The sequence below is a fragment of the Rhizobium sp. SYY.PMSO genome (genome assembly GCF_046840415.1).
In the GTDB taxonomy this organism is placed as follows: domain Bacteria; phylum Pseudomonadota; class Alphaproteobacteria; order Rhizobiales; family Rhizobiaceae; genus Rhizobium.
Genome location: NZ_CP177349.1, coordinates 2,022,414 through 2,047,868, shown reverse-complemented (window position 1 = coordinate 2,047,868; position 25,455 = coordinate 2,022,414). Strand labels below are relative to the sequence as shown.

The following is a 25,455-nucleotide window of genomic DNA, read 5'->3' as shown; positions in this document are numbered from 1 at the left end:
TCAGCCGCTCTTGGCCTTGGCTTTCGCCATGATCTTTTCCAGGAAGCCGAGCAGCAGCGCCGAAATGACGAAGGCCAGGTGGATGATCGTAAACCACATCAGCTTGGCGTTGTCGTATTGCGTGGCGTTCAGGAAGATCTGCAGCAGGTGGATCGAGGAGATGGCGACGATAGACGAGGCGACCTTGATCTTGAGGCTGCCTGAATCGAGCTTGCCGAGGAAGGAAACCTCGCCTTCGGCCTCGTCGAAGCGGCTGACGAAATTCTCGTAGCCCGAAATCATCACCATGACGATCAGGCTTGCCACCAGCGCAGCGTCGATGAGGCCGAGAATGGCGAGGATCATGTCGGCTTCGTCATACTGGAAGACGTTGATCGTCACCTTGTAGAACTTGTAGACGAATGAAACGGCATAGACGGCGAGAGACGCGGCAAGACCGAGATAGAAGATAACCAGAAGCCAGCGACTGGAGAGGATGATGCGCTCGACCAGCAGTTCCAGGGACTTCATGTGGCTTCCTTCTTTCCGGCTTTGGATTTGGTTCCTGAAGATAGGCATGGCCGTGTCTGGCGACAAGGCTGGGTGTTTCGGGACAGGCTGGGTGCAGCCGCTATTCACACTGGAAACATATTGGTTTATCCCGGCAGGCAAATGACCGTGATTTGGGGGCAAGTCTTATGGCGACGGTGGCATCCGATATCGAAATCGCTCGCGCGGCAAGGAAACTGCCGATCATCGAGATCGGCGCCAAGCTCGGCATTCCGGCGGAAGACCTGGCACCCTACGGTTACGACAAGGCGAAGATCAGCGCCGGATTCATTGCGGCGCAGGCCGGCAAGAAGGACGGCAGGCTGATTCTCGTCACGGCGATCAATCCGACGCCGGCAGGCGAGGGCAAGACGACCACGACGGTCGGCCTCGGCGACGGCCTGAACCGTATCGGCAAGAAAGCGGTGGTCTGCGTGCGCGAGGCATCGCTCGGCCCGTGTTTCGGCGTGAAGGGCGGGGCGGCCGGCGGCGGCTATGCGCAGGTCATCCCGATGGAAGACATCAACCTGCATTTCACCGGCGATTTTCACGCGATCACCTCCGCCCACAATCTGCTCGCCGCGCTGATCGACAACCACATCTATTGGGGCAACGAGCAGAATATCGACATCCGCCGCATCACCTGGCGCCGGGCGATGGACATGAACGACCGGGCATTGCGCGATATCGTCGGCTCGCTCGGCGGGGTGGCGAACGGCTTTCCGCGCGAAAGCGGCTTCGATATCACCGTCGCCTCGGAGGTCATGGCGATCCTTTGTCTCGCATCGGATCTCAAGGATCTGGAAAAGCGTCTCGGCAACATCATCGTCGGCTATCGCCGCGATCGTACGCCCGTCTATGCCCGCGATCTGAAGGCGGATGGCGCCATGACGGTGCTGCTGAAGGACGCGATGCAGCCGAATCTGGTGCAGACGCTGGAAAACAATCCGGCGCTCGTGCATGGCGGTCCCTTTGCCAACATCGCCCATGGCTGCAATTCGGTGATCGCCACGCGCACGGCGCTGAAGCTTGCCGACTACGTGGTGACGGAAGCCGGATTTGGCGCCGATCTCGGTGCGGAGAAATTCTTCGATATCAAATGCCGAAAGGCAGGGCTGTCGCCGGATGCCGCCGTCATCGTCGCGACCGTGCGCGCATTGAAAATGAACGGCGGCGTGAAGAAGGACGATCTCGGCAAGGAGAACGTCGAGGCGCTCGTCAAGGGCTGCGCCAATCTCGGCCGGCATGTGGCCAATGTCCGCAAGTTCGGCGTGCCCGTGGTGGTCGCCATCAATCATTTCGTCTCGGATACGGAAGCGGAGATCGCGGCACTGAAGGATTATGTCGCGCGCCTCGGCGCGGAGGCCATCCTCTGCCGGCATTGGGCCGAGGGCTCGGCTGGTATCGTCGATCTCGCGCATAAGGTGGTCGAGCTTGCCGAATCCGGCCAGGCGAAATTCCAGCCGCTCTATCCCGACAATCTTCCGCTGCTGGAAAAGATCGAAATCGTCGCATCGAAAATCTACCATGCCGGCGAGGTCACGGCCGACAAGGCCGTGCGCGATCAGCTGCGGTCCTGGGAAGATCAGGGATACGGACATTTGCCTGTCTGCATGGCGAAGACCCAATATTCCTTTTCGACCGATCCGAACGTTCGCGGCGCGCCGGAAGGGCATGTCGTGCCGGTTCGCGAGGTGCGGCTTTCGGCCGGCGCCGGCTTCGTCGTCGTCATCACCGGCGAGATCATGACCATGCCCGGCCTGCCGAAATCGCCGGCTGCCGAGAGGATTTTCCTCAATGATCAGGGCTACATCGAGGGACTGTTTTAAGTTCAGAATCCGATTCAACCAGCTCCGTCGTCCGTCGTCAGGCGGACGCCTCCGCGGGACCGGGCGCATGGCCGCCAAGTGTCATTGCCTGACGCGGATGCGACACTTGGCTATTGACGCTGCGGAAATCCGAAACACAATCGGCGGAGAGTGGTCATCGGCATATGCCGGGATGAAGGCAGATCGGGGATGACGCATAGCCGCGCCAGTCTGGATGACATACGCGCCTTCCATGCGAGAATGATGGCGGCTGCCAGCAATTCGGCGGATGAAAGGCTGGAACGGGCGTTCAGGCTCGTAAGGCGAGAAGCGTTCATCGGGCCGGGTCCCTGGCAGATCGTCGTTAACGGGCGCTACCTCGAAACCCCGGCTGCCGACCCGGCTTTTCTCTATCAGAACGTGCTCGTCTCGCTGGACAAATCAAAGGGCATCAACAACGGCGAGCCGTTTCTCCATGCCGCCTTTCTGGGAGCCGTCGCTCCCCGGCCCGGCGAAACGGTCGTCCAGATCGGAACTGGAACGGGTTACTATACCGCCATCCTGTCGACGCTGGTGACGCCGGGCGGTCATGTCCATGCCATCGAGATCGATGAAGCATTGGCCAGCCGTACGCGCGACAATCTGGCCGCGTTTGATGGCATTTCCGTTATCTGCGGGGATGCGACTTCGCTGGAACTTCCGCAGGCCGATCTGCTCTATGTGAGTGCCGGCGTCGTGGCGCCGCCGATATCATGGCTGCAAGCGTTGAAGCCGGGAGGCCGGATCATCGTGCCATGGCAGGCGAATGACAAGATCGGGCTTGCCGTCCTGATAACGCGCACAGATCAGGGGTTCGATGCGCGCGCCCTGATGCCTGCGTTTTTCATCCCCTGCATCGGCGCCTCCGATCCGATACAATGCAGCCGGATTCCGACCGTGGGCGCTGCCCGCTCCATCCGCTCGGTCTGGCTCACGCGCGACCGCGACCCTGACGAGACGGCCGTGGCGATCTATCGGGATCTGTGGTTCTCGAATGCGGGCATCGGAGCCTGATCGCTTCGCCCTCGGGCACTCGAGGATGACTCCCTTTGGGAGTGCGTGAAGGCAAACACTCTAATGGCAATAGCGAAAGCCGCCATTCCTTTCGATGACGTCGAGGTGGAAATGCGTTTCGTGCGCGGCGTCGCTTTCCGGGTCCAGAACGGTCGTGAAGTAGAGGCATGCGGAAGCGCTGGCGGCGCGCTGGAACGCTCCCGTCAGCGTCGGATCTTCGCGGCGCGGCTCGATGGCGATGGTCTTGCCGTTTTCGAACGTGAAGCTCGCCACATCGATGGCGTTGCCTCGGGCGTGCTCGGAGATCTTGCCGGTGGTGGCGTTGTTGCGCAGGCGGCAGACATAGGTCGATGCCTGGTTGATCGTGACGACCTTGCCGTTGTCCAACGCTGCGGCGGATGGAATTACGCTTTCCTTCATCCAGTGAGCCAGGGCAAGCGCGGCCTCGCAACGCATTTTCCCTTCAGGCTTGAGATCTATGTTCGGCAGCGGCGAGGCTAGCGCAATCGGCTTGTCGATACCGCAGCCGTGGCCGTCGTCGATGCGGGGAATCTCCTTGAAGGTCGCTCCCAGCGCCGTCAGTTCCTTCAGGCAGGTCTGGTGCTCCTCGTCCGACTCGGGGGCGATGCTCAGCGTCGGGAGAGGGGGACCCGGCGTCTGGCCGGTCGTCTGTTCCTCCGGCTGGATTTCCGGCTTCTCCGTGGGAACGGCTGGCTTTTGCGAGGACGATGCGGGCTTCTCCGCCGGGATCGGTGGTTCGTCGTTTGGCCGAGCCTGTTCCTGGTCCGGCTTTTGCTCCGGTATAGGGCCGGTCTGCGGAAGAGAGGCAGCCATGAGCACGAGGGCGGTAGAGGCAAGTGAAACGATTCTAAACAGCATCAAGTAATTCAGCCAATTCTAATGATGATGTGGATAGAACGCTTGAGGCCGTCATTTCGTTGCAATTCAGCAACGTTCGCGTCTTGTCTTAAAAGATGATAATTTTATTCATGATTTCCGGAGCGAGATATATTGACAATAATAGTCATGTTTTTTATGCGGCAGAAAGAAGGCGGAATATTTCCGCCCCGTTAACAAAACTAACCTAGCCAGCCCCTTGCCTGCATTCGACGCAGCAACCAGCCAGCCCGGTGAAGCAGTTCGAAAGGAATGGTTATGGTTGTCCGGCGCTCACGCTCGGCTCTTTTGGCATGCACTGCGTTTCTGGCCCTCGGGCTGGCGACGACATCTCTTGCACAAACAGCAACTCAAAACGAAGACGTGGCTGGCGAGGCTGCCAAGGGCGATCGCGCCACCAACCTCAAGCCGATCGTGGTGAAGGGCAAGAGCAAGGCGAACAAGGACGTCCTTGCCGATTCCCCGACCGCCAGCGAGACGACGGCAAAGCAGATCGACGACAACCAGATCACGCGCATCGAGGATCTCGGCCGCAGCACCGAAGTCGGCGTCGGCTTCAACCGCGCCAGCGGCGGCGTCAACATTCGCGGCCTCGGCGATGACCGCGTGCTGACCACGGTCGACGGTATCGAAATTCCCTATCTTCTCGATGCTTCGCGCGACGCCGATGGCGGTATCAACAGCTTCGATTTCAACGCGCTTTCCAGCGTCGATGTCGTTCGCGGCGCCGATTCCAGCCGCGCAGGATCGGGCGCCCTCGGCGGCGCCTTCGTGCTGCGCACGCTGGAGCCGGAAGATTTGATCCAGCCCGGCTCCACTTGGGGCGGCGTCTTCAAGTTCGGCTATAATGGCGATGACCGCAGCATCGGCGGCGCGGCCGCCGTCGCCAAGCGCATCGACAACACGGCCGTTCTCTTCCAGGGCGGCTATACGCATGGCCATGAGCTTGAGAACAACGGCGACGTCGGCGGCTATTCGACCAAGCGCACCAAGGCGGACCCGGCCGACTACAATCAGAGAAGCGGCCTCTTCAAGATTCGCCAATATACCGACATCGGCACCTTCGGCATTACGGCGGAGCACTTCAACAAAGACAAGACCATCGATGCGATGCACTCGCAGAGCCCGACCGGAAACTTCCGGCCCGGAAACTACGATACGACCGACGATATCGAACGTAACCGCCTCTCGCTCGACTACAAGTACGATGCCGAAAGCGCCGACTCTCTGGTCGATACGGCCAATGCCGTCTTCTATTGGCAGAACCTGCTGCGTGAAAACGGAGCCGAGGGCTATCGCTACACCTCTGTCATCGGTGATTGGTCACGCCGCAACGAGATGGAAGACCGCAGCATCGGCTTCAACGGCAATGCGGCGAAGTCCTTCGATACCGGAAACCTGCATCACAAGGTTACATTCGGTCTCGATGTCGCTTTCGGCAAGGTCCATCAATATTCGGCCGGCAGGGACAGCTGCGATAATCCGCGCTGGGCTTTCTCGTGCTCGTTCCTGCACACCAACCAGTCCGATATGCCCGACGTCGACAGCAAGCGTGTCGGTGCCTTCATCGACGACAAGATCGAGTTCGGTTCCAGCAACTTTTCTCTGACGCCCGGCCTGCGCTTCGACTGGTATGACTATTCGCCGAAGAACACGACAGCCTATCGCGACAGCGCCAATTATGAAGGTCTGCCCTCCGGCCAGTCCGACAGCCGCTTCTCGCCGAAGCTGCGCGCGTCTTACCAGCCGCAGGACAATGTCGAGCTCTATGCCCAGTGGGCGATGGCCTTCCGTGCGCCCAACGTCAGCGAGCTTTACGTGAACTACGGCGTACCCGGCGGCTATGTCAGCTACGGCAACCCGGACCTGAAACCGGAAACGAGCAACGGCATCGAAATCGGCACCAATCTCGGCGATGACGATTTCGGCGGCCATGTCGGCGCGTTCTACAACAAGTACAAGAACTTCATCGACTCCGAGTCATATAACGATCCGACCGGCACTTATCCGCTCGGCATCACCGAATACTTCAACCGCGCCAATGTTCGCATGTTCGGCGTCGAAGTGAACGCGCACAAGAAGTTCGACAACGGCATCCACGTCAAGGGCTCGCTCGCCTACGTCAACGGCAAGGACTCCGATACCGGCGAATGGATCGATTCCGTAGCTCCGGCCAAGGCCGCCTTCACCGTCGGCTATGCGACCGAAGTCTGGGGTACGGACCTGACCTTCATCACCGCCACCAGCGAGCCGAAGAAGGAAGGCGACAGTTTCCGCACCCCCGGCTATGGCATCTTCGACCTGACGGGCTGGTGGGAGCCGGAGCAGGTAAAGGGTCTGACGTTGCGGGCAGGCGTCTACAACATCTTCAACAAGACCTATTACGACTCGCTCAACGTCGCGTCCACGAGCCTCAGCCAGCCTTCGGCCTACTATTCTGAGCCCGGCCGGACCTTCAAGCTGACGCTGACGCAAAGGTTCTGAGCCGTTACATCGACGCAGCAAACTTGGGCGGTGCTTCGGCATCGCCCTTTTTTTGCCCTCCTGCGTGGCGTCGGATCGTTCATGCAATTGTGAATCGCAAGGTTCGATGGTATTCGACGGAGGCAGTCTTTAAACCCGTGAGAGAGAAAAGAGAGGAGGACCGCATGACCAAGATAGTCTGGCATATTCGCCAGTTCGGTCCGACTCGTGCCCTGCAGATGCGTTTGCAGGGCTGATCAGAGGCTGCCTTACTCACTCACTTCTTCTGGTCTGCCCTTTTGGGAGACGTAGCTCGCGCTTTTTCGCGGCCGCGTCATGACATGTTTTCGAGCATTGGCCCCGTTGTGGCCATCGACATCGGCGTAGCGCGGCAATGCAACCGCTGGCGATGCTTCGGGAATGCTCGGTCGAGACCGGAAGAGACCATGACTCTGATCAACCTCCGCAACCTGGGCGTCACCATGAGTGCGCCGTTGTTTTCCAATCTCAATTTCACCCTCGATGCCGGTGATCGCCTTGGCATCGTGGCCGCGAACGGCCGCGGAAAGACCACGCTGCTCAACTGCATCGCCGGCGGGCAGGAGCCGACGACGGGCGATATCACCCGCTCCCGGGGCTTGCGCGTCGGCTATGTCGAGCAGGACGTGCCGGCGAAGCTGCTCGATGTTTCTTTCCATGATGCCGTGCTGCACGCTTTGTCGAACGAACAGGCCGAGAGCGAAGGCTGGCGCGTCGATGTCACCCTGGATTCACTCGATGTCCCCATGTCGATGCGGGAGAGGGCGCTTGCCCGGCTCAGCGGCGGCTGGCAGCGGCTTGCCATGCTCGCCCGCGTCTGGGTGACGGAGCCCGACGTGCTGCTGCTCGACGAGCCGACCAACCATCTCGATCTCGCCAAGATCGCGCTGCTGGAGGATTGGCTGAACGCCTTGCCCCGCGACGTGTCCGTCATCATCGCCAGCCACGACCGCGCCTTCCTCGATGCGGTCTGCAACCGGACCCTGTTCCTGCGTCAGGACCAGTCGCAAACCTATGGCTTGCCATATAGCCGGGCGAGGGCGGCGGTGGATGAGGTCGATGCCTCCGATGAGCGGCGTTACCAGAAGGAGATGAAGACGGCGCAGCAGCTGCGCAAGCAGGCGGCCAAGCTCTACAATCTCGGCGTCAACTCCGGCAGCGACCTACTGACCGTGAAGACGAAGCAGCTGAAGGCTCGGGCCGAGAAGCTGGAGGACAGCGCAAGGCCGGGCTACCGCGGGCGCTCTTCCGGCTCGATCAAGCTCGCCAATCGCGGCATCCACGCCAAGGTGCTTCTGACGCTGGAGGATGCATCGGTGACGACGCCTGACGGTACATTGCTGTTCAAGACGGGCCAGCAATGGATTTGCCAGGGGGATCGTATCGTGCTGCTCGGTCAGAATGGGGCGGGCAAGACGCGCTTCGTCGAGATGATCCGCAAGGCCATCGCCGATCAGGCGGTCGGCGGTGCGATCAGGCCGACGCCGTCTCTCGTGCTCGGCTATAGCGATCAGGGCCTGTCCAATCTTGCTGAGAACGACACACCGCTCGGTATGGTCACGCGCCTGTTCGAGCTGGGCGAGCAGCGTGCGCGTACGCTGCTGGTCGGTGTCGGGATCGGCATCGACATGCAGGGGAAGGAGATCGGCCGCCTGTCCGGCGGGCAGAAGGCGCGGCTTGCCATGCTGGTGCTGCGGCTGACCAATCCCAACTTCTACCTGCTGGACGAACCGACCAACCATCTGGATATCGATGGCCAGGAGGCATTGGAGGGCGAGCTGACGGCAAACGAGGCGAGCTGCCTGCTGGTTTCGCACGATCGCAGCTTCGTCCGCTCGGTCGGCAATCGCTTCTGGCTGATCGACCGGAAACGGCTGGTCGAAGTGGATGGGCCGGAGGAGTTTTTCGAGGCAACCAGAGTGCAGGAGTAGGCGAGGGCAACGGGCAGGGGCGAAAAATCGTTTCTGCCCATTGCCGAGATTGCGGCTTGCGCATCGCAGCATCTCACGCTAACAATTCCGCCATGAACATGGCTTTGAACAACATTGCAGTTTGGTGGTGGGCACGCTGAGGCGGCCTCGACCAATCGTGTTCAAAGACGACGAGTGAGCCGCCCGAGATTTCGAGGCGGCTTTTTTGTTATATTGGCCGCCTGTCATCCGGGCCCGACAACGGAGTGAGGAACAATGGTAACGATCCTTCGGGACGATGGTGCGGAAATCTACGAGACCAAGGGCGGCATCACCGTCACCCGGCAGCGCCGGCCGACGCCCTATGCGGACGCCGTATCGTCCTACATCGACAAGCTCGACGAGCGCCGTGGTGCCGTCTTCTCCTCCAACTACGAATATCCCGGCCGCTATACGCGTTGGGATACCGCCATTGTCGACCCGCCGCTTGGCCTGTCCTGTAATGGACGCAATGTCTGGATCGAGGCCTATAACGAGCGCGGCGAGGTCATTCTCGGCTTTATCGTTGAAAAGCTGAAGACTGTTTCCGAGGTCGTGCTCGGCGCTTCGACGCCGCGCCGGCTCGATCTGACGGTCAAGACGCCGGATCGTGTCTTTACCGAGGAAGAGCGCTCGAAGATGCCGACGGTCTTCACCGTGCTGCGCGCCGTCACCGAGCTCTTCTATTCGCAGGCCGATGCCAGCATCGGCTTTTACGGCGCCTTCGGTTACGATCTCGCCTTCCAGTTCGACGCCATCAACCTGAAGCTCGAACGTCCCGGCGATCAGCGCGACATGGTGCTCTACCTGCCGGACGAGATTCTGGTGGTGGATAACTATTCAGCCAAGGCCTGGATCGATCGTTACGACTTCTCAAGGGATGGCGTATCGACGGAGGGCAGGTCCGGCGAGATTGCGCCCGAGCCCTTCCGCCACACCGATGCCATTCCGCCGAAGAGCGATCATCGCCCCGGCGAATATGCCGAGCTGGTGGTCAAGGCGAAGGAGAGCTTCCGCAAGGGCGATCTCTTCGAAGTCGTGCCCGGCCAGAAGTTCATGGAACGCTGCGACAGCAAACCGTCAGACATTTCCAAGCGCCTGAAGGCGATCAATCCGTCGCCCTATTCCTTCTTCATCAATCTCGGAAATCAGGAATATCTGATCGGCGCATCGCCGGAAATGTTCGTGCGCGTATCCGGCCGCCGCATCGAAACCTGCCCGATTTCCGGCACGATCAAGCGCGGCGACGACCCGATTGCCGACAGCGAGCAGATCCTGAAGCTCCTGAACTCCAAGAAGGACGAATCCGAGCTGACCATGTGCTCCGACGTCGACCGCAACGACAAGAGCCGCGTCTGCGAGCCCGGTTCGGTCAAGGTTATCGGCCGCCGGCAGATCGAGATGTATTCGCGCCTGATCCACACGGTCGACCATATCGAGGGCCGCCTGCGCGATGACATGGATGCCTTTGACGGCTTCCTCAGCCACGCCTGGGCCGTTACCGTCACCGGCGCGCCGAAGCTTTGGGCCATGCGCTTCATCGAGAGCCACGAAAAGAGCCCGCGCGCATGGTATGGTGGTGCGATCGGCATGGTCGGCTTCAACGGCGACATGAACACCGGCCTGACGCTGCGCACGGTTCGCATCAAGGACGGCATTGCCGAGGTGCGTGCCGGCGCGACGCTGCTCAACGATTCCATTCCCGAGGAAGAAGAAGCCGAAACCGAATTGAAGGCCTCCGCCATGCTTTCCGCCATCCGTGATGCCAAGACCGGCAATTCCGGCAAACAGCAACGCGACGTCGCTTCCGTCGGCAAGGGCGTGAAGATCCTGCTCGTCGACCACGAGGATAGCTTCGTCCACACGCTTGCCAACTATTTCCGCCAGACGGGCGCGTCGGTTTCGACCGTGCGTACGCCGGTGCCGGAAGAGGTCTTCGACCGGCTCGATCCGGATCTGGTCGTGCTTTCGCCCGGTCCCGGCAATCCGAAGGACTTCGATTGCAAGGCGACGATCAGGAAGGCGAGGGCGCGCAACCTGCCGATCTTCGGTGTCTGCCTGGGTCTTCAGGCGCTTGCCGAGGCCTATGGCGGCGAGCTACGCCATCTGGCGATCCCGATGCACGGCAAGCCCTCGCGCATCCGCGTGCTGGAGCCTGGTCTGGTCTTCTCAGGCCTTGGCCGCGAGGTCACGGTTGGCCGCTATCATTCGATCTTTGCCGATCCGTCGAGCCTGCCGCGTGAATTCATGATTACGGCCGAAAGCGAAGACGGCACGATCATGGGCATCGAGCATGTGAAGGAGCCGATCGCGGCGGTGCAGTTCCACCCGGAATCGATCATGACGCTCGGCGGCGATGCCGGCATGCGGATGATCGAGAATGTCGTGGCGCATCTGGCGCGGCGGGTGAAGACGAAGGCCGCCTGAGACGAGCGATCATAGTCTTGATATTTGTGACACCCCATACACTCGACAGGGTGTATGGGGGTGTTTTGTGTTCTGAAAGAGCCAGTAAGCCGCTGAAGTCCATGACCGTCGGCGGGGCCTCGATCGAGATTCCAATGTCCCGGGGATTGCTCGATGAGCCGAGGGCCAGGAGCGCAGCTCTTACATGTCCTCGCAGTCCTGCCAGCCTTCCTCGAAAACAAGCTTGTCGAGCGGCAGGCGCTCGCGCCATCCCTTCACGGCAAGCTCCGGCATGTCGTAGAGTTCGTCGACATAGCCGACGCAAAGCCAGGCAACGATCTTGACGTGCTCGGGTATGCCGAGGATCGCCTTGATGGCCTCTTCGTGGAAAATGCTGACCCAGCCGACGCCGACGCCCTCGGCCCGTGCGGCGAGCCAGAGGTTCTGAACGGCGCAGACGGTCGAATAGACATCCGTGGCCGGGTTATGCGTGCGGCCGAGCACCACCGGGCCGCCGCGCTTGGTATCGCAGGTAATGCAGATGCTGAGCGGCGCCTTGCGGATGCCCTCGAGCTTCAGCCGCTGATAATGCGCGCGGCGATCGCCCTCGAACATGCGGCAGGCTTCCTCGTTGGCCTGATGAAATGCCTGCCACACACGTTCGCGCGTTTCCTGCTGGCGGATCAGGAGGAAATTCCACGGCTGCATGAACCCGACCGACGGCGCGGCATGAGCTGCCTCGAGCAGTCGCCTGACGAGGGCGTCGGGCAGGGGATCGGGCCGGAACTGGTCGCGTACGTCGCGGCGGGTCTCGATGGCACGGTAGACCGCGTTGCGCTCCTCTTCGGAGAACGCGCCTGCGGCAACGAGATGATCCGGAGCACCGGACGGGGCTTCGGTGAGCGAGGGCGTAGCGTTGGCAGCAATGGGATCGTCAAGAATGGACATGGTCAATCATGGCTTTATGAAGCGGCGGGATGAAGCGGCGGGTCGACGCGGCCCACTCTCGCATATCGGACTGAAGCGCAGCTTAGTGGCGGATCGTCGAGGAAATTACCAGCAGGTTTTTGCACAGGCCAGTCCATCGCCGGCTTCCAATTGTCGCGGAGCGCCGGCGCGTGGAATAACCTTCGTTGCGTGCCAGGATGGGCGGTTGCTTTTTCATTTCACCGCACGAAGGCGAATTGTGGTGCATCGACCGGCTCCTTCCTTTGACAAAGGAGTCATGGTGTTCCATATGGAAGTCAATGAACCGCCTGCGCGAATTTCGCGCGGGCGGTTTTGCATTTCAACGGCGTCTTTTTTGCAATTCATTCGCATGAGCAGACGCAGGGAAAGTGGGGAAGAGCATGAGCGCTCAGGGAAACGATACGATCACGCGGCTCGCCCTTTGGGGCATTCCGCTGTCGCTCGTCGTCATGGGATTGAAGATGCTGGCCTGGTGGCTGACGGGCTCCGTGGCGCTCCTGTCCGACGGGCTTGAATCCTTCGTCAACGTCGTTGCCGCCTTCATAGCTTTTTTCGTCATCCGATACGCACAGAAACCGGCCGACCACGATCATCCCTTCGGCCACCACAAGGCGGAATATCTATCCGCCGTCACCGAGGGCGTGATGATCGTCGTCGCGGCGCTGATGATCGTGCAGGAGGCCGTAGGGCATCTTGGCAATCCTCAGCCGATGCAGGCGCCGGTGATCGGTCTGGCGATCAACTTCGTCGCCGGCGTCATCAACGGCATATGGGCGCTGACCCTGATCCGCGCCGGCCGGACGTACCGCTCGCCGGCATTGATGGCGGACGGTCAGCACATCATGTCCGATGTCTATACGTCGATCGGCGTGCTCATCGGCCTGCTGCTGGCGCTTGGCACCGGCTATCCGATCTTCGATCCCCTGCTTGCCATTCTCGTCGCCATCAACATTCTCTATCAGGGCTGGAAGGTCATCTCCGCCTCCATCGACGGACTGATGGACAAGGCCGTGCTGCCCGAGGAGGAGGCCGTCATCAAGGATGCGATTGCCAAGAATGCCGAGGGGTCTCTCGGCGTTCACGATCTGAAGACGCGCAGGGCCGGAGCCGTGACCTTCGTCGATTTTCATATGGTGGTGCCGGCCGCCATGCCGGTGCGGGAAGCGCATCGGATCTGCGACCGCCTTGAAGACGCCATACGGGCGATCCATGCGGGCTCGGAAATAACCATTCATGTGGAGCCGGAGGGCGAGAAGGCCCATGGCATCCGCGTCAAAGTGATCAAGGAGACCTGAGATGCCTCAAACCGATGTGTCCGGCCTGTCGATGCTCGGCAGCCACACGGAAACGGCTGCAAATCCCGAAGCGGCCATTCTGGAAAAAGTGCCGTCCGGCCATGCCGGCACCGATTACGTGGTTCGCTTCACGGCGCCGGAATTCACCTCGCTGTGCCCGATGACGGGGCAGCCGGATTTCGCCCATATCGTAATCGACTACATACCGAACGAATGGCTGGTGGAATCGAAGTCGCTGAAGCTTTTCCTGCACTCCTTCCGCAACCACGGCGCATTCCACGAGGATTGCTCGATCTATATCGCCAAGCGCCTGGTGGATCTGCTGCAGCCGAAATGGCTGCGCATCGGCGCCTACTGGTATCCGCGCGGCGGCATTCCGATCGATGTCTTCTGGCAGACCGGCAAGCCGCCGGAGGGCGTGTGGCTACCGGATCAGGGCGTGCAACCCTATCGCGGTCGAGGCTGAATGAAAAAAGCCGCCATCCGAGGATGGCGGCTTTTCTATCGAGTGGGCTGCGATTCAGGCCTAGACGAAAGAGCTGTCGTCGCCATTGTCATAGGATGAGTCGTCATAATCATCATCCTGAGCGTCTTGAGCAGCGTCCTGGGCATAATCGGCCGCGCTCTGATCGTTCTGATCGCTATTGTCGTCATTGCCGAAATAGTTGTTGTTGATGATCGTCTCCTGCACCGGCTGTTCGGCCGCATTCGCCGCTCCGCCGAAAAGGCCGCTGCCCGTACCGCCGAAGAGGCCGCCGCCCGTGCCGCCGAGATGGGGGCTGAAGAGGCTGGAAAGCGATTCCGCCAGCATCACGCCACCGGCGACGCCGGCTGCGGTTCCAAGCGCACCGCGCAGGAAGCTGCCGCCGGCCGAAGGGGCGGCTGCCTGCTGGCTCCACGGACCTGACGGCTGCGGTTGGCCGGACCAGGGGCCGGACTGCGGCGCATTGCGGGCATAATCGTCATACAGGCGCCCCTGCTGCTGCGGATAGCCGCCCTGCGGGGCGGCTGCGCGCTGCTGTTGCTGACCGCCGCCGAAGAGCGAGCCGATGCCACCGAGGAAGCCGCCGCTCTGCCCCTGCTGATGATTGTCGGCGCCCTGCTGCTCCAGTTCATGGATGCGCGCTTCCAGCTGCTGGATGCGATCGGCCGCGGCCTTCATGCCCTGTTCCTGCATGATGACGGCCTGCGCCAGGAAATATGGCGCGTAGGGCTGGTCGCGGATTGCCTGATTGATGAAGTTCTCCGCATCGGCGTCGCGCTGGGTGCTGGACGCACCGCGGACGCGATCGAAGAGAGAGGCGAGCAATTGACGTTCTTCAGGCGACATGATGGCCTCCTTGGCTATCTGTTGCTGTAAATTCGGGGCGCGAGCCGTGCCGCGCTGATCTGACGTAGGATGCAATCTCGGCTTTTCAAAGCCATTCAAGTTACATTTCGGTAATCCGCAACCATAACACCATGTTCCCCGGCGCTATTCCCGCCTTGTCTTTTTCCGGCATTGTTTTACGCATTGAGTCGCACTATGTGCGGTGAACGACGCATCATGCTGGAGAGTTGAATGAACGACGAAGACGAACAGGAAGACAAGAAGACCGAGCAGCCCTTGGGCAAGGACGCGGAGGCGAATCTTTTCAAGTCGCGTTCGATCTTCATTTATGGCGGCATCACGCAGGAGCTGGCGCAGAAGGTGTGCTCTCAGCTCGTGGCGCTCGCCGCCGCCAGCGATGACGATATCCGCATCTACGTGAACTCGCCCGGCGGTCACGTCGAGTCCGGCGACTCCATTCACGACATGATCAAGTTCATCAAGCCGAAGGTCTGGGTGATCGGCACGGGCTGGGTCGCTTCCGCCGGTGCGCTGATCTATGTTGCCGCTCCGAAGGAGCGCCGCATTTGCCTGCCGAACACGCGCTTCCTGCTGCACCAACCGTCCGGCGGCACGCGCGGCATGGCCTCCGACATCGAAATCCAGGCACGCGAGATCATCAAGATGAACGAGCGCCTGAACAGGATCTTCTCGGAAGCCACCGGCCAGCCGATCGAAAAGATCGCCAAGGACACAGACCGCGATTACTGGCTTTCCGCCGAGGAGGCCAAGGCCTATGGCCTGGTTTCGCGCATCGTGACCTCGCAGGCGGACATCTGAGCTGGCGGATTTGCCTGATTGATTTGAGCGCCTCGCTTGCCGGAAGGCAGTCGGGGCGCTTTGCTGTTTGGGGAATACGGATCGTTTCTCTCCGGAGGAAATGTGCCGGCGACGGAAGGATCCGCCGCCGGCGTTCGCCGCTCGGGAGTTTGCAACGTTTCCGGAAGCAGCGAAGTTGGAAGACATGCAGCGACGGGTCGCCTTCGGTTTGGACGGCGGCCTATGTGGTGATTTCGACCGGCGTCCCGTCCGGCATGACGATGACAGCCTCGTAGAAGCCGTCGCCTGTGATGCGGGGAGCAGACTTCAGGCAGCCATCCGCCTTGCATCGCTCGGCCAGGGCAGCGACGGCCTCCCGGCTGCCGAGCGATATCGCTATATGATCCCAGCCGATGCGCTCGTCGGGTGTTTCGGGCGGAAGCCAGGGGCCGGTCATCAGCTCGATCTGGTCGCCGCTCTCGGGCAGGTGGATGAAGCGGGAGACGAAGCCCGGGCGGCGGCGGCTTCGATACTCTTCACCAACGGTCGCGCCGAAATAGCGCTTCCAGAAATGCGCGGCGGCATCGATATCAGACGTCCACAGAGCTGTATGAGCGATCCGCATCGGCCTCTCCCTGTTCCTGGTTGCGGGTAACGATGCCGGCGCAAAGCGGTGCGACGCAGAGCAATAGGGCGAGCAGCCAGAAGGCGCCGGGCAGGCTAAGACGATCCGCGGCGAAACCGACGCCTGCGGGTCCGGCCAGGACACCGGCATATCCTGTCATGGTGATCGCCGCGACGGCCAGGCCGGCCGGCATGTCTTTCTGTGCGCCGCCCTTGCGGAACAGGACCGGGACGATGTTCGAGGCACCGAACCCGATGAACAGGAAGCCTGCCATGGCAAGGATTGCGAAGGGGCTGAGCAGAAGAACGGCAAAGCCCGCCACTGCGACGATGCCGCCCCATAGCAGGATGGCCCTGTCTCCGAATCTTGCGGTGACGGCATCGCCGCCCAGACGGCCCGCCGTCATCGCGATTGCGAACAGCATGTAGCCGAGCCCGCCGTGGCTTGCGTCGAGCCGTCCCTCTGTCGTGAGCAGCAGGGCGCTCCAGTCGAGGATTGCGCCTTCGACGAGGAAGGTGATCGCCGCAAGAGCCGCAAGCAGCATGACGAAGCCGCGCGGCATGACGAAGAGCGGCGCATCCGCCGATGGGACGGTGCGAAGCAGGCGTGGCCATGCAACCAGCGTTGCGACGACCATCAGCGCTGAACACAAGAGCGTGGCGGCGAGGGGACCGGCCTTGACGGAGAGAAGAAGAGTGACCACCAGAGAACCGATGAAGCCGCCTATGCTGAACAGCGCGTGGAAGCCGGACATCAGAGGTTTGGCCGCGCCTTTCTCGACTTCGACGGCGTGAATGTTCATGGCCACGTCGAGCGATCCCAGGCAGGCGCCGAAGGCTGCCAGCGCGATGCCGAGGGTGAGGGGAGCGCTGGCCACGGCCAGCGTCGGCAGAATGAGCGCGAGCCCAAAGCCGCCCGCGATGATGATCGGTTTGCTGCCGTATCGCGCGCTCAGCATGCCGGTCGCAATCATCGCCGCCACCGAGCCCGAGCCAAGGCAGAGCAGCAACATGCCGAGGACGCCATCATCCACCCCGAGCCGGGCTTTGGCGAAGGGGACGAGCGGCGCCCAGCAGGCAAGCGCAAAACCCGCAACCAGAAACGCAAGTCGGGTTGCCAGCCGGGTTTCCGGCCGATCGGTGGATTGCATGGTCATTCCTTGTCTTCGAGATTAGGAGGAAGAGGCCACGTCGCCTGCCGTCATGAGCGAGAAGCCGGCATCGACGGCGGCTTTCCGGTCATCGGCTGGCAGGTCGTCCTCGACGATAAGCCAATCGATATCGGCCGCGCCGCCGATGCGGTGCGGCGCGCGTTCGTGAAACTTCTCCGACGTGATCAATCCGATGCGCGCCGCGCTTCTTTTGAGGAGCATCCGCTTGAAGATCGCATCCGCATGTTCGTACACGCTGATGCCGCTTCTTGCCGAAATGGCGCAGACACCCAGGAAACAGCGGTCGATGTTCATGGCTTCGATGGCTGCGACCGCGGAAGCATCGACGCTGCCGCCGACGACGGGATTGACCGCGCCGCCGATCAGGACGAGCGGGATATCGCCGCGCTTCATGACCGCGCCTGCTATGTCGATGGAGTTCGTCGCGATCGTCACGCCCAGGTTTTTCGGCAACAACTCGACCATTTCGAGGTTCGTGCTGCCGGCGTCGAGAAAGAGGAATTCGCCCGCCTCGATCGTCGCGACGGCTGCCTGTGCCAATACCCTCTTGCGGCCGGAGTCCCGCCCGATCCGCGCGGATATGGGTTGCGACGGCGTGAGAAGGGGCAGCGCGCCGCCATAGACGCGCCGGCATTTGCCTTCGGCGGCAAGGGCGCGCAGATCCCGGCGCACGGCATCTTCTGAAACGTTGAACTCTGCCGCGAGCGACGCGGCAACGATCTGCCGCCCCTCTGCAAGCCGTTCCTCGATGACATCGCGGCGCGATAATGGAAGTGAAGTACTCATAAACTTGCATTATCGTGTACAAACAAGAAAATCAATATGCATGTTTGTGCGCGATTTGCGTCGCTTCCGATATTCGCGGCGATTCAACTTGGCGATCGTTGCCGACACTTTGCCCCGAAAGTGCACTTGCACGCCCGGCGCTTGTAATGCTCCATGCGCGTTCAATCACCCTTCGTTCGAGTTTCCATCGTCATGCTCAAAGATTTTTTCGTTCAAAGCCTGTTCATGGGATGTCTCACGGCGTTCGTGGGTTTTGCCAGCTCGTTTGCCGTCGTCTTCCATGGCCTGCAGGCCGTGGGTGCGACGGATGCGCAAGCGGCATCCGGCCTGATGGCGCTCTCCGTCGCCATGGGGCTATGCGCCATCATCCTCAGCGTTGTGACGAGGCTGCCCATCAGCATCGCCTGGTCGACGCCGGGAGCGGCGCTGCTCGCGAGTGCAGGGGCGATCGAGGGTGGCTTTCCGGCGGCGGTCGGCGCATTCCTCATCTGTGGCGTATTGATCGTCGTTGCCGGGCTGTTCCGGCCGTTCGGCCGGGCCGTTGCCGCCATACCGGCGCCGCTTGCCAATGCCATGCTGGCAGGCGTCCTGCTCGGCCTTTGCTTCGCGCCGGTGAAGGCCATCGGCTTCAATCCGGCTTTCGGCTTGCCGATCATCCTCGCCTGGATCGTCGTCGGTGCCTTCAAGCGGCTCTGGGCGGTGCCGGCGGCACTTGCGGCCTTTGCCCTGGTCCTCGCATTCGGCGTGAAGATACCGGACGGCGCGCTTGCCTCGCTCGAGCACTCGCTGTTGCCGACGGTCGAATTCGTGAAGCCGGTCTTCACGCTGGCCGGCATCGTTTCCATCGCGCTGCCGCTGTTCATCGTGACGATGGCGTCGCAGAACATTCCCGGCATCGCGGTGCTGAAGGTGCATGACTACGATCCGAAGCCGGGTCCGCTGTTTGCCGTGACCGGCGTGTTTTCGCTGCTTGCCGTTCCCTTCGGCGGTCATGCCGTCAATCTCGCGGCCATCACTGCCGCCATGTGCGCCGGGCACGATGCGCATGCCGATCCCGGGCGGCGCTATTGGGCGGCGATCATCGCCGGCATCGGTTACGTGATCTTCGGATTGCTCGCCAGCGCCGTGACGGCTTTCGTGGCGCTCGCGCCGCCGATTCTCATCGAGGCTGTCGCCGGTCTAGCGCTGGTCGGCGCGCTGTCGAACTCCGCTCTGAACGCCTTCCAGCAACCGGAATCGCGCGAAGCTGCCGCCATCACTTTTCTCGTGACGGCATCGGGTGTTTCCTTCGGCGGCATTTCCGGCGCCTTCTGGGGCCTGATCGCCGGCGGATTGATGCTGGCGCTGTCGCGTGGCGTGCGGATGCTGAAGACGTGAGCAGGGGGTTGCTTCTTTTCGATCCGGCGGCTATAAGCGCGGCCATGAAGTTGACTGGCGCAAAGATTTCCGAACAGATTGCTCGCGGGCGCGTTGCCTTGCGTGACAATACGCGCGCCCTCACTTCGCTTCTCCTTCTCGGCCTTACGCGCGGTTGCCGGGTCCGTTGAGGAGCGCCCGGCGGCCGAAAAGCCCGCTGGCCATCGCTCCTCGCGACTTACCCTAAAATCGACAGCATACCCGTAAAGGGTCCGCATTTCTCATCGCCAAGCCGCATCCGATCGGTTAAGACGCGGGACGAAATGACGGGAAAGGAAGAGACGAGATCATGGACGCGAACAGCCATTCCCCCAAAGGCATGCCCGAAGCGACGGTAAAATACCGCGCCTATCCGCAAATCAACATTCCCGACCGGACCTGGCCGTCCAAGGCCATCACCAAGGCGCCGATCTGGTGTTCGGTCGACTTGCGTGACGGCAACCAGGCGCTCGTCGACCCGATGGGCCATGACCGCAAGGCGCGCATGTTCCAGCTGCTGCTGGATATGGGCTTCAAGGAAATCGAGATCGGCTTTCCCTCCGCTTCGCAGACCGATTTCGACTTTGCCCGCTGGTGCATCGAGCATGGCAACGTGCCTGACGACGTGTCGCTGCAGGTTCTCGTGCAGTGCCGCCCGGAATTGATCACCCGCACCTTCGAGGCGCTGGAAGGCGCCAACAAGCCGATCGTGCACTTCTACAATTCCACCAGCGAATTGCAGCGCCGCGTGGTGTTTGCCAAGGACGTGCAGGGCATCAAGCAGATTGCCGTCGATGCGGCCAAGATGATTACCGACATGGCGGCCAAGGCCGGCGGCGGTTATCGCTTCGAATATTCGCCGGAAAGCTTCACCGGAACCGAGCTGGATGTGGCTTTGGAGATCTGCAACGCCGTGATCGACGTCGTGAAGCCGACGCCGGACAACAAGCTGATCATCAACCTGCCCTCGACGGTCGAAATGGCGACGCCGAACATCTATGCCGACCAGATCGAATGGATGTGCCGCAACCTCGACAATCGTGAAAACCTGATCATCTCGTTGCACCCGCACAATGACCGCGGCACCGGCATCGCCGCCGCCGAACTGGCCCTGATGGCGGGCGCGGACCGCGTCGAGGGCACGCTGTTCGGCAATGGCGAGCGCACCGGCAACGTCGATGTCGTCACCATGGCGCTGAACATGTTCACGCAAGGGGTCGATCCCGAGCTGGACTGCTCGAATATCGAGCGCATGAAGGAAGTCTTCGAATATTCCAACCAGATGGCGATCGGCGAGCGTCACCCTTACGTCGGCGAACTGGTCTACACGGCCTTCTCCGGCTCGCATCAGGATGCGATCAACAAGGGCATGAAGGCGGCCAAGGTCGCCAACGATCCGGTCTGGGAAGTGCCCTATCTGCCGATCGACCCGCAGGATGTCGGCCGCACCTATGAGGCGATCATCCGTATCAACTCGCAGTCCGGCAAGGGCGGCATCGCCTACATCATGCAGCAGGACTATGGGCTGAACCTGCCGCGCAACCTCCAGGTGGAATATCGCGAGGAGATCCAGCGTATCACCGACGAGGAAGGCAAGGAATTGCCGTCCAGGCGCATCTACGAGCATTTCATCGAGCGCTATGTGACGCAGCCGGATGCTCGGATTCGTTTCGTCGACCATCACACGTTTGCCGATCCCGAGCATAAGGGACAGCGCATCGTCGCCGCGGAGATCACCGACAACGGCGAGGTGAAGCGCATCGAAGGGCGCGGCAACGGACCCATCGACGGTTTCATCAACGCGCTCTCGATCTATGTGGGCATTCCGATGTCGGTCGAGGATTATTCCGAGCACTCGCTCCAGCATGGCTCGAATGCCTCGGCGATCTCCTATGTCGAGATTTCCTATCCGGACGGCAAGCTCTTCGGCGCCGGCATCAACACCAATATCGTTGCCGCGTCCCTTGAGGCAATCGTATCGGCTGCAAACCGCGTGCTCGATATCAGGGCGAAGCAGGTCTGAAGCCATCCGTAGCTTTGACTGAGATCCCCCGGTTATGCCGGGGGAATTTTTTGTTCGACCGGTGGCGGATTGCGGGGAGTGGTGTCACCTCAGAGTGACTTGCGATACACGACGAATCCGGAGCGCTCTGCCATCTTGTCGTAAACGTGCATCGCCCTTGCTGTTGTAGCCCTCCCACAGGATCAGCCACTGCTCGTAGTCTTGCCGGGTCACAAATCGGATCAGGGCGTCGTCAGCCATTTCCGTGATCCATGCGAAGAAGCCCAGCGCCCGGCAATCGGGGAGGCATCATCCAGACGGCTTCCGTCGTTTCTTCGTTCACGATTTCTGCCGGGAGAGCGCGTCGCGTTGTTTCGTCAGGCGCTCGAGTTCTTCTTCCTGTTCGGCGATGCGCTCCGAATTCCGCTCTTCGTCGGCTGCGCCCGAGAAGGCTGCGGCCTGTTCGATCAGCTCACGAAGATTTTCTCTTATCACCGCAATGCGCCTGTCGATTTCGGGAAGGGTCAGCAGAACGTCGGACATGTCGGAACTCCAGCAAAAATAGCGTACTTATGCAGTTGTCGCGGACCATTATCCCTCGACGGGCTCGCAGCTGCAAGCTGCAAAACGCGCAGACGCGTCGTCAGATTTCCGAGGATACCCTGTTGGCGATCTGGTCGAGCATCGCATCCGAGGAGGGGGCGACGACGGCGTAGGTCGCGTCGTTGCGATGCCAGGAGACGATGCTGATATCGTCCTTGATGGTTTCATTGAAATCGCCGTCTTCGTCGCCGGTGCCGTCGGATTTGGTGAAACAGATGGCGACGACATCGCCGTCGAGGTTCTTGTAGATCAGCTGTCCGACGGGCTTGCCGCCGGCGATGAACATGCGGGCACCCTGAAAGACAAGGCCATCGGCGGCAAGATCCGGAAAATTGAATTTGACGCCGACAGTGCTGGTCAGCCATTTGGCAATCTCGTCCAATTCGCTCGCCTGCAGTTCGACCATATGGCGCGGCTGACGCGAATAGATGCGATGGTAGGAGGCTATGTCATCCAGCCAGTTGCGTGCCGCGGCCTGCGCCGGGCTGACGGGTGCGGCGGCAGGCACGGCCGATGGCTGCATGCCGACGAAGTAGCCGATCCCGCCACCGAGCGCGAACAGGATGAGGGCTGCGGCCAGCGATTGCCTGCCCGTCGGCGCCAGTTTCAGAGATTGCCGGGCGGGGCGGGGGGAGGGATCGCGCGTCTTCGGAGGCTGGGCGCTTTTGATGGAGCGAACCAGCGCCAGCGGCACCGGCTCCTTCAGAACCTCGTCGAAAGCCTTGCGGCCGACATCGGAACCATGTTTCAGTTCGTCGAAAATGCGCCGTGCATCCGGATCGGAAGCAATGAGCCTTTCCAGCTCTTCCTTTTCCTCGCGGCTCATCTCGCCATCCATGAAGGCGGACAAGCGGACTTCGAGCGGCATCTTCTTCATGTCCTGCAATTCTTAAAACCTTCGAGGCGAGCGACTGTGACCCTGAGAGGCAAGGTAAAGACGCGCGCTGGAGAGCCGCGACATCACTGCCGATAGCGGAATGCCGAGAATATCGGCCGTCTGCTTGTAGCTGTGCCCTTCGACATCGACCAGCACGAAGACACTGGCAAGACCTTCGGGCAAAGATGTGACGAGGCGATGCGCTTCGCCCGCTTCTACCGGATTTAAATGGATGCCGGGCGCCGGCTCGCCCTGTTCCAGAGCGCTGCCCTTCGTGGCGGGGCGCAGCTTGTGGCGCCGCGCCTCATCGACCCATTGGTGCCGGGCCATGGTGTAGAGCCAGCTCTCCAGCTTGCCGCCGCTGTTCCACAGATGGTATTTGGCGATGCCTTTCTGGCAGACGCTTTGCACCAGCTCGTCGGCCTCGGCCAGATCGCCGGTCAGCGTCACCGCGAAGCGGCGCAGCTTCGGAAGAAGGCCAACCAGATCGCGTCTGATATCCATGGCAGCTACCGGCGTGGGCATGATCGTTCCAGGAATGCGTTGGAGGTTGTCACACAGTCGATGTTCCGCTGCAAATGACGGTCTTTCCCGCAGGAAAGACGATGAGAGCAGAATGATCGTCCTGTATTGGTATGAACCATTTCTGTGCCGTTTCGCAAGTCTTCAAAAAACGCGCGCGGACTGAACCCTATCCATTCGGGCGGCGATCCGCCAAGAGCCGGCCTGGACATTTCAAAAGGCGATATCGGCGCCTGGCGATGGCGCCTGCGCGCGACAGGCAAAGCCGCTGCCGCCGCCACGCGCGATGGGTTCGGACAGCGGCCCGGGAGCGCAGGCCACCATTTGCTGTGCCCTTCATCGCGCCGCCAAGTTCCAGCCTGACCATCAGGATATCGATGGTTCGATTGTAGCTCCGTATCTGGGAAAACGCTATGGAAACGATGCCGTCCGGCGCCTGAAAACGCCGGTCACGTCGCCAGAATATCGAAGCCTTCCGGGTCCACGCCGCTACCCTTGTCATCGAGGCTGTAGCGCTCCGCTTTCAGCTCCCATGCGCCCGGCCGGCCGGCAATGCTGAAGAGGTTGTAGGCGGCGCGGGGCTTCAGTCCTCCGACCCCCTGCGATGCGGAGGCTATTCCGACGACGGGCACCGGCCCCATCTGGCCGCGCAGCCAGTGCAGGGTGTTGAGATGCGTATGGCCATGCAGCACGAGTTCGGCGCCACCCGTCGAAATGACGGCCGCAAAGCGGCGAATGCCGATCATGCGCTTGTAGAAGCTGGTCGCGCCGCGGATCGGCGGATGATGGATCATGACGACGCGAAAGAGCCCGGCATCCTCGGCGGCGCGCAGCATGTTCACCGTCTCACGCGCCTGACGGGCGGAATAGAAGCCGCTGGCGGCAAAGGGTGGTGTGGCGACGGCTGTCGAACAGCCGATCAACGCGACCTGTCCGCGGATACGCAGGTAAGGGAAGATATGCTTGTCGTCCTCCCATTCGGCAGAGGCGCGATCGCCTTTGACGTAAGGATACCAGGCACGCATGGCTTTTTCGTATGCGCCGGGCACATAGGCATCGTGGTTGCCGGGAACGACGGAGGTATCGAGAGGATCGCCGACGGTCTTCAGCCATGCGGCCGCCGTCTGAATCTCCATGCCGCTCGCAAGATTGACGAGATCGCCGGTTATGGCCAGATGGTCGGCCTGTTTCGCCTTGATGTCGTCAAGAAGGAGATCGAGCGTGTCGCCAAAAAGATGCTTGCGCCGGTTCCGGTGCCAGTTCACAAATCCGGTAATGCGTTTGGAGGCAAGTTCTCTGACCGAAAGGCGTGGCAGCGGACCAAGATGAACATCGGAAATATGCGCGAGCTTGAACATGGAATGAGACATAGCCCACTCCATTGCCAAAACAAATACATCCCTGATCTGATTGCCGATCGATGCGCCGGGGTTCGGGCATGAGCGGCGAGAATAGACGGGACGAGGGGCAGGGCTTAGCGGTACGGCTGTTCGGTCGCGCGCTGCATATCTATTTTGTGCTGACCCGCAGCATGACGCTCGGCGTGCGCGCCGCCTGCTTCGATGGCGACGGGCGGATTTTCCTGGTCCGGCATTCCTATATCGCCGGATGGCACATGCCCGGCGGCGGCGTCGAGCGCCACGAGACGGTGGAGCAGGCGCTGGCCAAGGAATTGCGCGAGGAGGGCAATCTTGCAATCTCGGGCAGGCCGCAGCTCTTCCACGTCTATTTCAACAACCACACCAGCAAACGCGACCACGTCGTTTTCTACCGGGTCAACGTCACGCAGACCGCGCCGCGCAAACCGGATCGCGAAATCGTCGAAAGCGGCTTCTTTGCACTCGATTCGCTGCCGCCGGGCACGACAAAGGCCACCTATCGCAGGCTCAGGGAACTGGAAGGGGCGGAGGCTCCCTCCAGTTATTGGTAGACGGCGGCC

The 25,455-nt window shown here is 61.3% G+C and carries 23 protein-coding genes; 11 read left to right on the top strand and 12 right to left on the bottom strand.

Features of this window, described 5'->3' with window-relative positions:
• Positions 1-510, bottom strand: a complete 510-nt coding sequence (locus ACJJVH_RS09940) for a TIGR00645 family protein (protein WP_113392738.1) — start codon at positions 508-510, stop codon at positions 1-3.
• A 167-nt stretch (positions 511-677) separates the two neighbouring features.
• On the opposite strand from ACJJVH_RS09940, the gene ACJJVH_RS09935 reads away from it, so the two are divergent.
• Positions 678-2,357, top strand: a complete 1,680-nt coding sequence (locus ACJJVH_RS09935) for a formate--tetrahydrofolate ligase (protein WP_412063825.1) — start codon at positions 678-680, stop codon at positions 2,355-2,357.
• Positions 2,358-2,546: 189 nt separating this feature from the next.
• Entirely contained in the window at positions 2,547-3,389 is an 843-nt protein-coding gene (locus ACJJVH_RS09930) for a methyltransferase domain-containing protein (protein ID WP_113422070.1), read from the top strand.
• Between the two features lie 60 nt (positions 3,390-3,449).
• Here ACJJVH_RS09930 and ACJJVH_RS09925 read toward each other — a convergent pair whose 3' ends face one another.
• Positions 3,450-4,268, bottom strand: a complete 819-nt coding sequence (locus ACJJVH_RS09925) for an extensin family protein (protein WP_412063824.1) — start codon at positions 4,266-4,268, stop codon at positions 3,450-3,452.
• 276 nt (positions 4,269-4,544) lie between these two features.
• Between ACJJVH_RS09925 and ACJJVH_RS09920 the strand changes: the two genes are divergently transcribed.
• The 3 genes from ACJJVH_RS09920 to ACJJVH_RS09910 all read left to right on the top strand — a co-directional run bounded on the left by ACJJVH_RS09920 (position 4,545) and on the right by ACJJVH_RS09910 (position 11,164).
• Entirely contained in the window at positions 4,545-6,770 is a 2,226-nt protein-coding gene (locus ACJJVH_RS09920) for a TonB-dependent hemoglobin/transferrin/lactoferrin family receptor (RefSeq protein WP_112803770.1), read from the top strand.
• 425 nt (positions 6,771-7,195) lie between these two features.
• On the top strand, positions 7,196-8,719 hold the full coding sequence (locus tag ACJJVH_RS09915) for an ABC-F family ATP-binding cassette domain-containing protein (RefSeq protein WP_412063823.1): 1,524 nt from the start codon (positions 7,196-7,198) through the stop codon (positions 8,717-8,719).
• Between the two features lie 255 nt (positions 8,720-8,974).
• A complete protein-coding gene (locus ACJJVH_RS09910) occupies positions 8,975-11,164 on the top strand; it encodes an anthranilate synthase (RefSeq protein WP_112803771.1) in 2,190 nt (729 codons plus the stop codon).
• A gap of 180 nt (positions 11,165-11,344) precedes the next feature.
• On the opposite strand, the gene bluB is transcribed toward ACJJVH_RS09910, so the two are convergent.
• The gene (gene bluB, locus ACJJVH_RS09905; protein ID WP_412063822.1) at positions 11,345-12,091 is read right to left on the bottom strand and encodes a 5,6-dimethylbenzimidazole synthase; all 747 of its coding nucleotides are present in this window, start codon (positions 12,089-12,091) and stop codon (positions 11,345-11,347) included.
• Between the two features lie 401 nt (positions 12,092-12,492).
• Between bluB and ACJJVH_RS09900 the strand changes: the two genes are divergently transcribed.
• Positions 12,493-13,407 carry a cation diffusion facilitator family transporter gene (locus ACJJVH_RS09900; RefSeq protein ID WP_112803772.1) on the top strand — a complete coding sequence of 305 codons (915 nt, stop codon included), beginning with the start codon at positions 12,493-12,495 and terminating at the stop codon, positions 13,405-13,407.
• A gap of 1 nt (position 13,408) precedes the next feature.
• Positions 13,409-13,873, top strand: coding sequence for a preQ(1) synthase (queF, locus tag ACJJVH_RS09895; protein WP_113369578.1), 465 nt, complete (start codon positions 13,409-13,411; stop codon positions 13,871-13,873).
• 60 nt (positions 13,874-13,933) lie between these two features.
• Here the strand turns inward: queF and ACJJVH_RS09890 are convergent, their stop codons facing one another.
• Positions 13,934-14,737, bottom strand: coding sequence for a DUF2076 domain-containing protein (locus ACJJVH_RS09890; protein ID WP_412063821.1), 804 nt, complete (start codon positions 14,735-14,737; stop codon positions 13,934-13,936).
• 231 nt (positions 14,738-14,968) lie between these two features.
• Here ACJJVH_RS09890 and ACJJVH_RS09885 point away from each other — a divergent pair, with 231 nt between their 5' ends.
• A complete protein-coding gene (locus ACJJVH_RS09885; protein ID WP_112803775.1) occupies positions 14,969-15,556 on the top strand; it encodes an ATP-dependent Clp protease proteolytic subunit in 588 nt (195 codons plus the stop codon).
• A gap of 220 nt (positions 15,557-15,776) precedes the next feature.
• On the opposite strand, the gene ACJJVH_RS09880 is transcribed toward ACJJVH_RS09885, so the two are convergent.
• Genes ACJJVH_RS09880 through ACJJVH_RS09870 form a run of 3 tightly spaced genes read right to left on the bottom strand, consistent with a single transcriptional unit; the run spans position 15,777 to position 18,117 of the window.
• Positions 15,777-16,160, bottom strand: a complete 384-nt coding sequence (locus tag ACJJVH_RS09880; protein ID WP_112803776.1) for a VOC family protein — start codon at positions 16,158-16,160, stop codon at positions 15,777-15,779.
• Entirely contained in the window at positions 16,126-17,310 is a 1,185-nt protein-coding gene (locus ACJJVH_RS09875) for an MFS transporter (protein WP_412065156.1), read from the bottom strand. Before ACJJVH_RS09875 ends, ACJJVH_RS09880 begins: the two co-directional genes overlap by 35 nt.
• Before the next feature lie 21 nt (positions 17,311-17,331).
• Positions 17,332-18,117, bottom strand: coding sequence for a DeoR/GlpR family DNA-binding transcription regulator (locus ACJJVH_RS09870; RefSeq protein ID WP_112803777.1), 786 nt, complete (start codon positions 18,115-18,117; stop codon positions 17,332-17,334).
• A gap of 192 nt (positions 18,118-18,309) precedes the next feature.
• On the opposite strand from ACJJVH_RS09870, the gene ACJJVH_RS09865 reads away from it, so the two are divergent.
• A complete protein-coding gene (locus tag ACJJVH_RS09865) occupies positions 18,310-19,494 on the top strand; it encodes a benzoate/H(+) symporter BenE family transporter (protein ID WP_412063820.1) in 1,185 nt (394 codons plus the stop codon).
• A gap of 328 nt (positions 19,495-19,822) precedes the next feature.
• Complete coding sequence (gene leuA, locus ACJJVH_RS09860) at positions 19,823-21,535, top strand: 2-isopropylmalate synthase (protein ID WP_412063819.1); 1,713 nt, start codon at positions 19,823-19,825, stop codon at positions 21,533-21,535.
• Positions 21,536-21,619: 84 nt separating this feature from the next.
• Here leuA and ACJJVH_RS09855 read toward each other — a convergent pair whose 3' ends face one another.
• The 5 genes from ACJJVH_RS09855 to ACJJVH_RS09835 form a co-directional block, all read right to left on the bottom strand.
• Entirely contained in the window at positions 21,620-21,775 is a 156-nt protein-coding gene (locus ACJJVH_RS09855; RefSeq protein ID WP_412063818.1) for a hypothetical protein, read from the bottom strand.
• 78 nt (positions 21,776-21,853) lie between these two features.
• Complete coding sequence (locus tag ACJJVH_RS09850; RefSeq protein WP_112803781.1) at positions 21,854-22,057, bottom strand: hypothetical protein; 204 nt, start codon at positions 22,055-22,057, stop codon at positions 21,854-21,856.
• Positions 22,058-22,157: 100 nt separating this feature from the next.
• On the bottom strand, positions 22,158-22,985 hold the full coding sequence (locus tag ACJJVH_RS09845; RefSeq protein ID WP_412065155.1) for an anti-sigma factor: 828 nt from the start codon (positions 22,983-22,985) through the stop codon (positions 22,158-22,160).
• Between the two features lie 21 nt (positions 22,986-23,006).
• Positions 23,007-23,519, bottom strand: coding sequence for an RNA polymerase sigma factor (locus tag ACJJVH_RS09840; protein ID WP_412063817.1), 513 nt, complete (start codon positions 23,517-23,519; stop codon positions 23,007-23,009).
• A 446-nt stretch (positions 23,520-23,965) separates the two neighbouring features.
• Entirely contained in the window at positions 23,966-24,886 is a 921-nt protein-coding gene (locus ACJJVH_RS09835; protein WP_412063816.1) for a metallophosphoesterase family protein, read from the bottom strand.
• Between the two features lie 68 nt (positions 24,887-24,954).
• On the opposite strand from ACJJVH_RS09835, the gene ACJJVH_RS09830 reads away from it, so the two are divergent.
• Positions 24,955-25,446: an NUDIX domain-containing protein gene (locus tag ACJJVH_RS09830; protein ID WP_113369585.1), complete on the top strand. Its 492-nt coding sequence runs from the start codon at positions 24,955-24,957 to the stop codon at positions 25,444-25,446.
• The last annotated feature ends 9 nt before the right edge of the window (positions 25,447-25,455 follow it).

What these genes read in the sequence shown, in the direction of transcription:
- ACJJVH_RS09885 (WP_112803775.1), top strand. Translation starts at nt 14,969, where the DNA reads ATGAACGACGAAGACGAACAGGAAGACAAGAAGACCGAGCAGCCCTTG.
- ACJJVH_RS09880 (WP_112803776.1), bottom strand. Translation starts at nt 16,160, where the DNA reads ATGCGGATCGCTCATACAGCTCTGTGGACGTCTGATATCGATGCCGCC.
- bluB (WP_412063822.1), bottom strand. Translation starts at nt 12,091, where the DNA reads ATGTCCATTCTTGACGATCCCATTGCTGCCAACGCTACGCCCTCGCTC.
- ACJJVH_RS09900 (WP_112803772.1), top strand. Translation starts at nt 12,493, where the DNA reads ATGAGCGCTCAGGGAAACGATACGATCACGCGGCTCGCCCTTTGGGGC.
- ACJJVH_RS09830 (WP_113369585.1), top strand. Translation starts at nt 24,955, where the DNA reads ATGAGCGGCGAGAATAGACGGGACGAGGGGCAGGGCTTAGCGGTACGG.
- ACJJVH_RS09915 (WP_412063823.1), top strand. Translation starts at nt 7,196, where the DNA reads ATGACTCTGATCAACCTCCGCAACCTGGGCGTCACCATGAGTGCGCCG.
- ACJJVH_RS09835 (WP_412063816.1), bottom strand. Translation starts at nt 24,886, where the DNA reads ATGTCTCATTCCATGTTCAAGCTCGCGCATATTTCCGATGTTCATCTT.
- ACJJVH_RS09855 (WP_412063818.1), bottom strand. Translation starts at nt 21,775, where the DNA reads ATGGCTGACGACGCCCTGATCCGATTTGTGACCCGGCAAGACTACGAG.
- ACJJVH_RS09935 (WP_412063825.1), top strand. Translation starts at nt 678, where the DNA reads ATGGCGACGGTGGCATCCGATATCGAAATCGCTCGCGCGGCAAGGAAA.
- ACJJVH_RS09865 (WP_412063820.1), top strand. Translation starts at nt 18,310, where the DNA reads ATGCTCAAAGATTTTTTCGTTCAAAGCCTGTTCATGGGATGTCTCACG.
- ACJJVH_RS09910 (WP_112803771.1), top strand. Translation starts at nt 8,975, where the DNA reads ATGGTAACGATCCTTCGGGACGATGGTGCGGAAATCTACGAGACCAAG.
- ACJJVH_RS09940 (WP_113392738.1), bottom strand. Translation starts at nt 510, where the DNA reads ATGAAGTCCCTGGAACTGCTGGTCGAGCGCATCATCCTCTCCAGTCGC.
- leuA (WP_412063819.1), top strand. Translation starts at nt 19,823, where the DNA reads ATGGACGCGAACAGCCATTCCCCCAAAGGCATGCCCGAAGCGACGGTA.
- ACJJVH_RS09840 (WP_412063817.1), bottom strand. Translation starts at nt 23,519, where the DNA reads ATGCCCACGCCGGTAGCTGCCATGGATATCAGACGCGATCTGGTTGGC.
- ACJJVH_RS09925 (WP_412063824.1), bottom strand. Translation starts at nt 4,268, where the DNA reads ATGCTGTTTAGAATCGTTTCACTTGCCTCTACCGCCCTCGTGCTCATG.
- ACJJVH_RS09870 (WP_112803777.1), bottom strand. Translation starts at nt 18,117, where the DNA reads ATGAGTACTTCACTTCCATTATCGCGCCGCGATGTCATCGAGGAACGG.
- ACJJVH_RS09890 (WP_412063821.1), bottom strand. Translation starts at nt 14,737, where the DNA reads ATGTCGCCTGAAGAACGTCAATTGCTCGCCTCTCTCTTCGATCGCGTC.
- ACJJVH_RS09850 (WP_112803781.1), bottom strand. Translation starts at nt 22,057, where the DNA reads ATGTCCGACGTTCTGCTGACCCTTCCCGAAATCGACAGGCGCATTGCG.
- queF (WP_113369578.1), top strand. Translation starts at nt 13,409, where the DNA reads ATGCCTCAAACCGATGTGTCCGGCCTGTCGATGCTCGGCAGCCACACG.
- ACJJVH_RS09845 (WP_412065155.1), bottom strand. Translation starts at nt 22,985, where the DNA reads ATGCCGCTCGAAGTCCGCTTGTCCGCCTTCATGGATGGCGAGATGAGC.
- ACJJVH_RS09920 (WP_112803770.1), top strand. Translation starts at nt 4,545, where the DNA reads ATGGTTGTCCGGCGCTCACGCTCGGCTCTTTTGGCATGCACTGCGTTT.
- ACJJVH_RS09875 (WP_412065156.1), bottom strand. Translation starts at nt 17,310, where the DNA reads ATGCAATCCACCGATCGGCCGGAAACCCGGCTGGCAACCCGACTTGCG.
- ACJJVH_RS09930 (WP_113422070.1), top strand. Translation starts at nt 2,547, where the DNA reads ATGACGCATAGCCGCGCCAGTCTGGATGACATACGCGCCTTCCATGCG.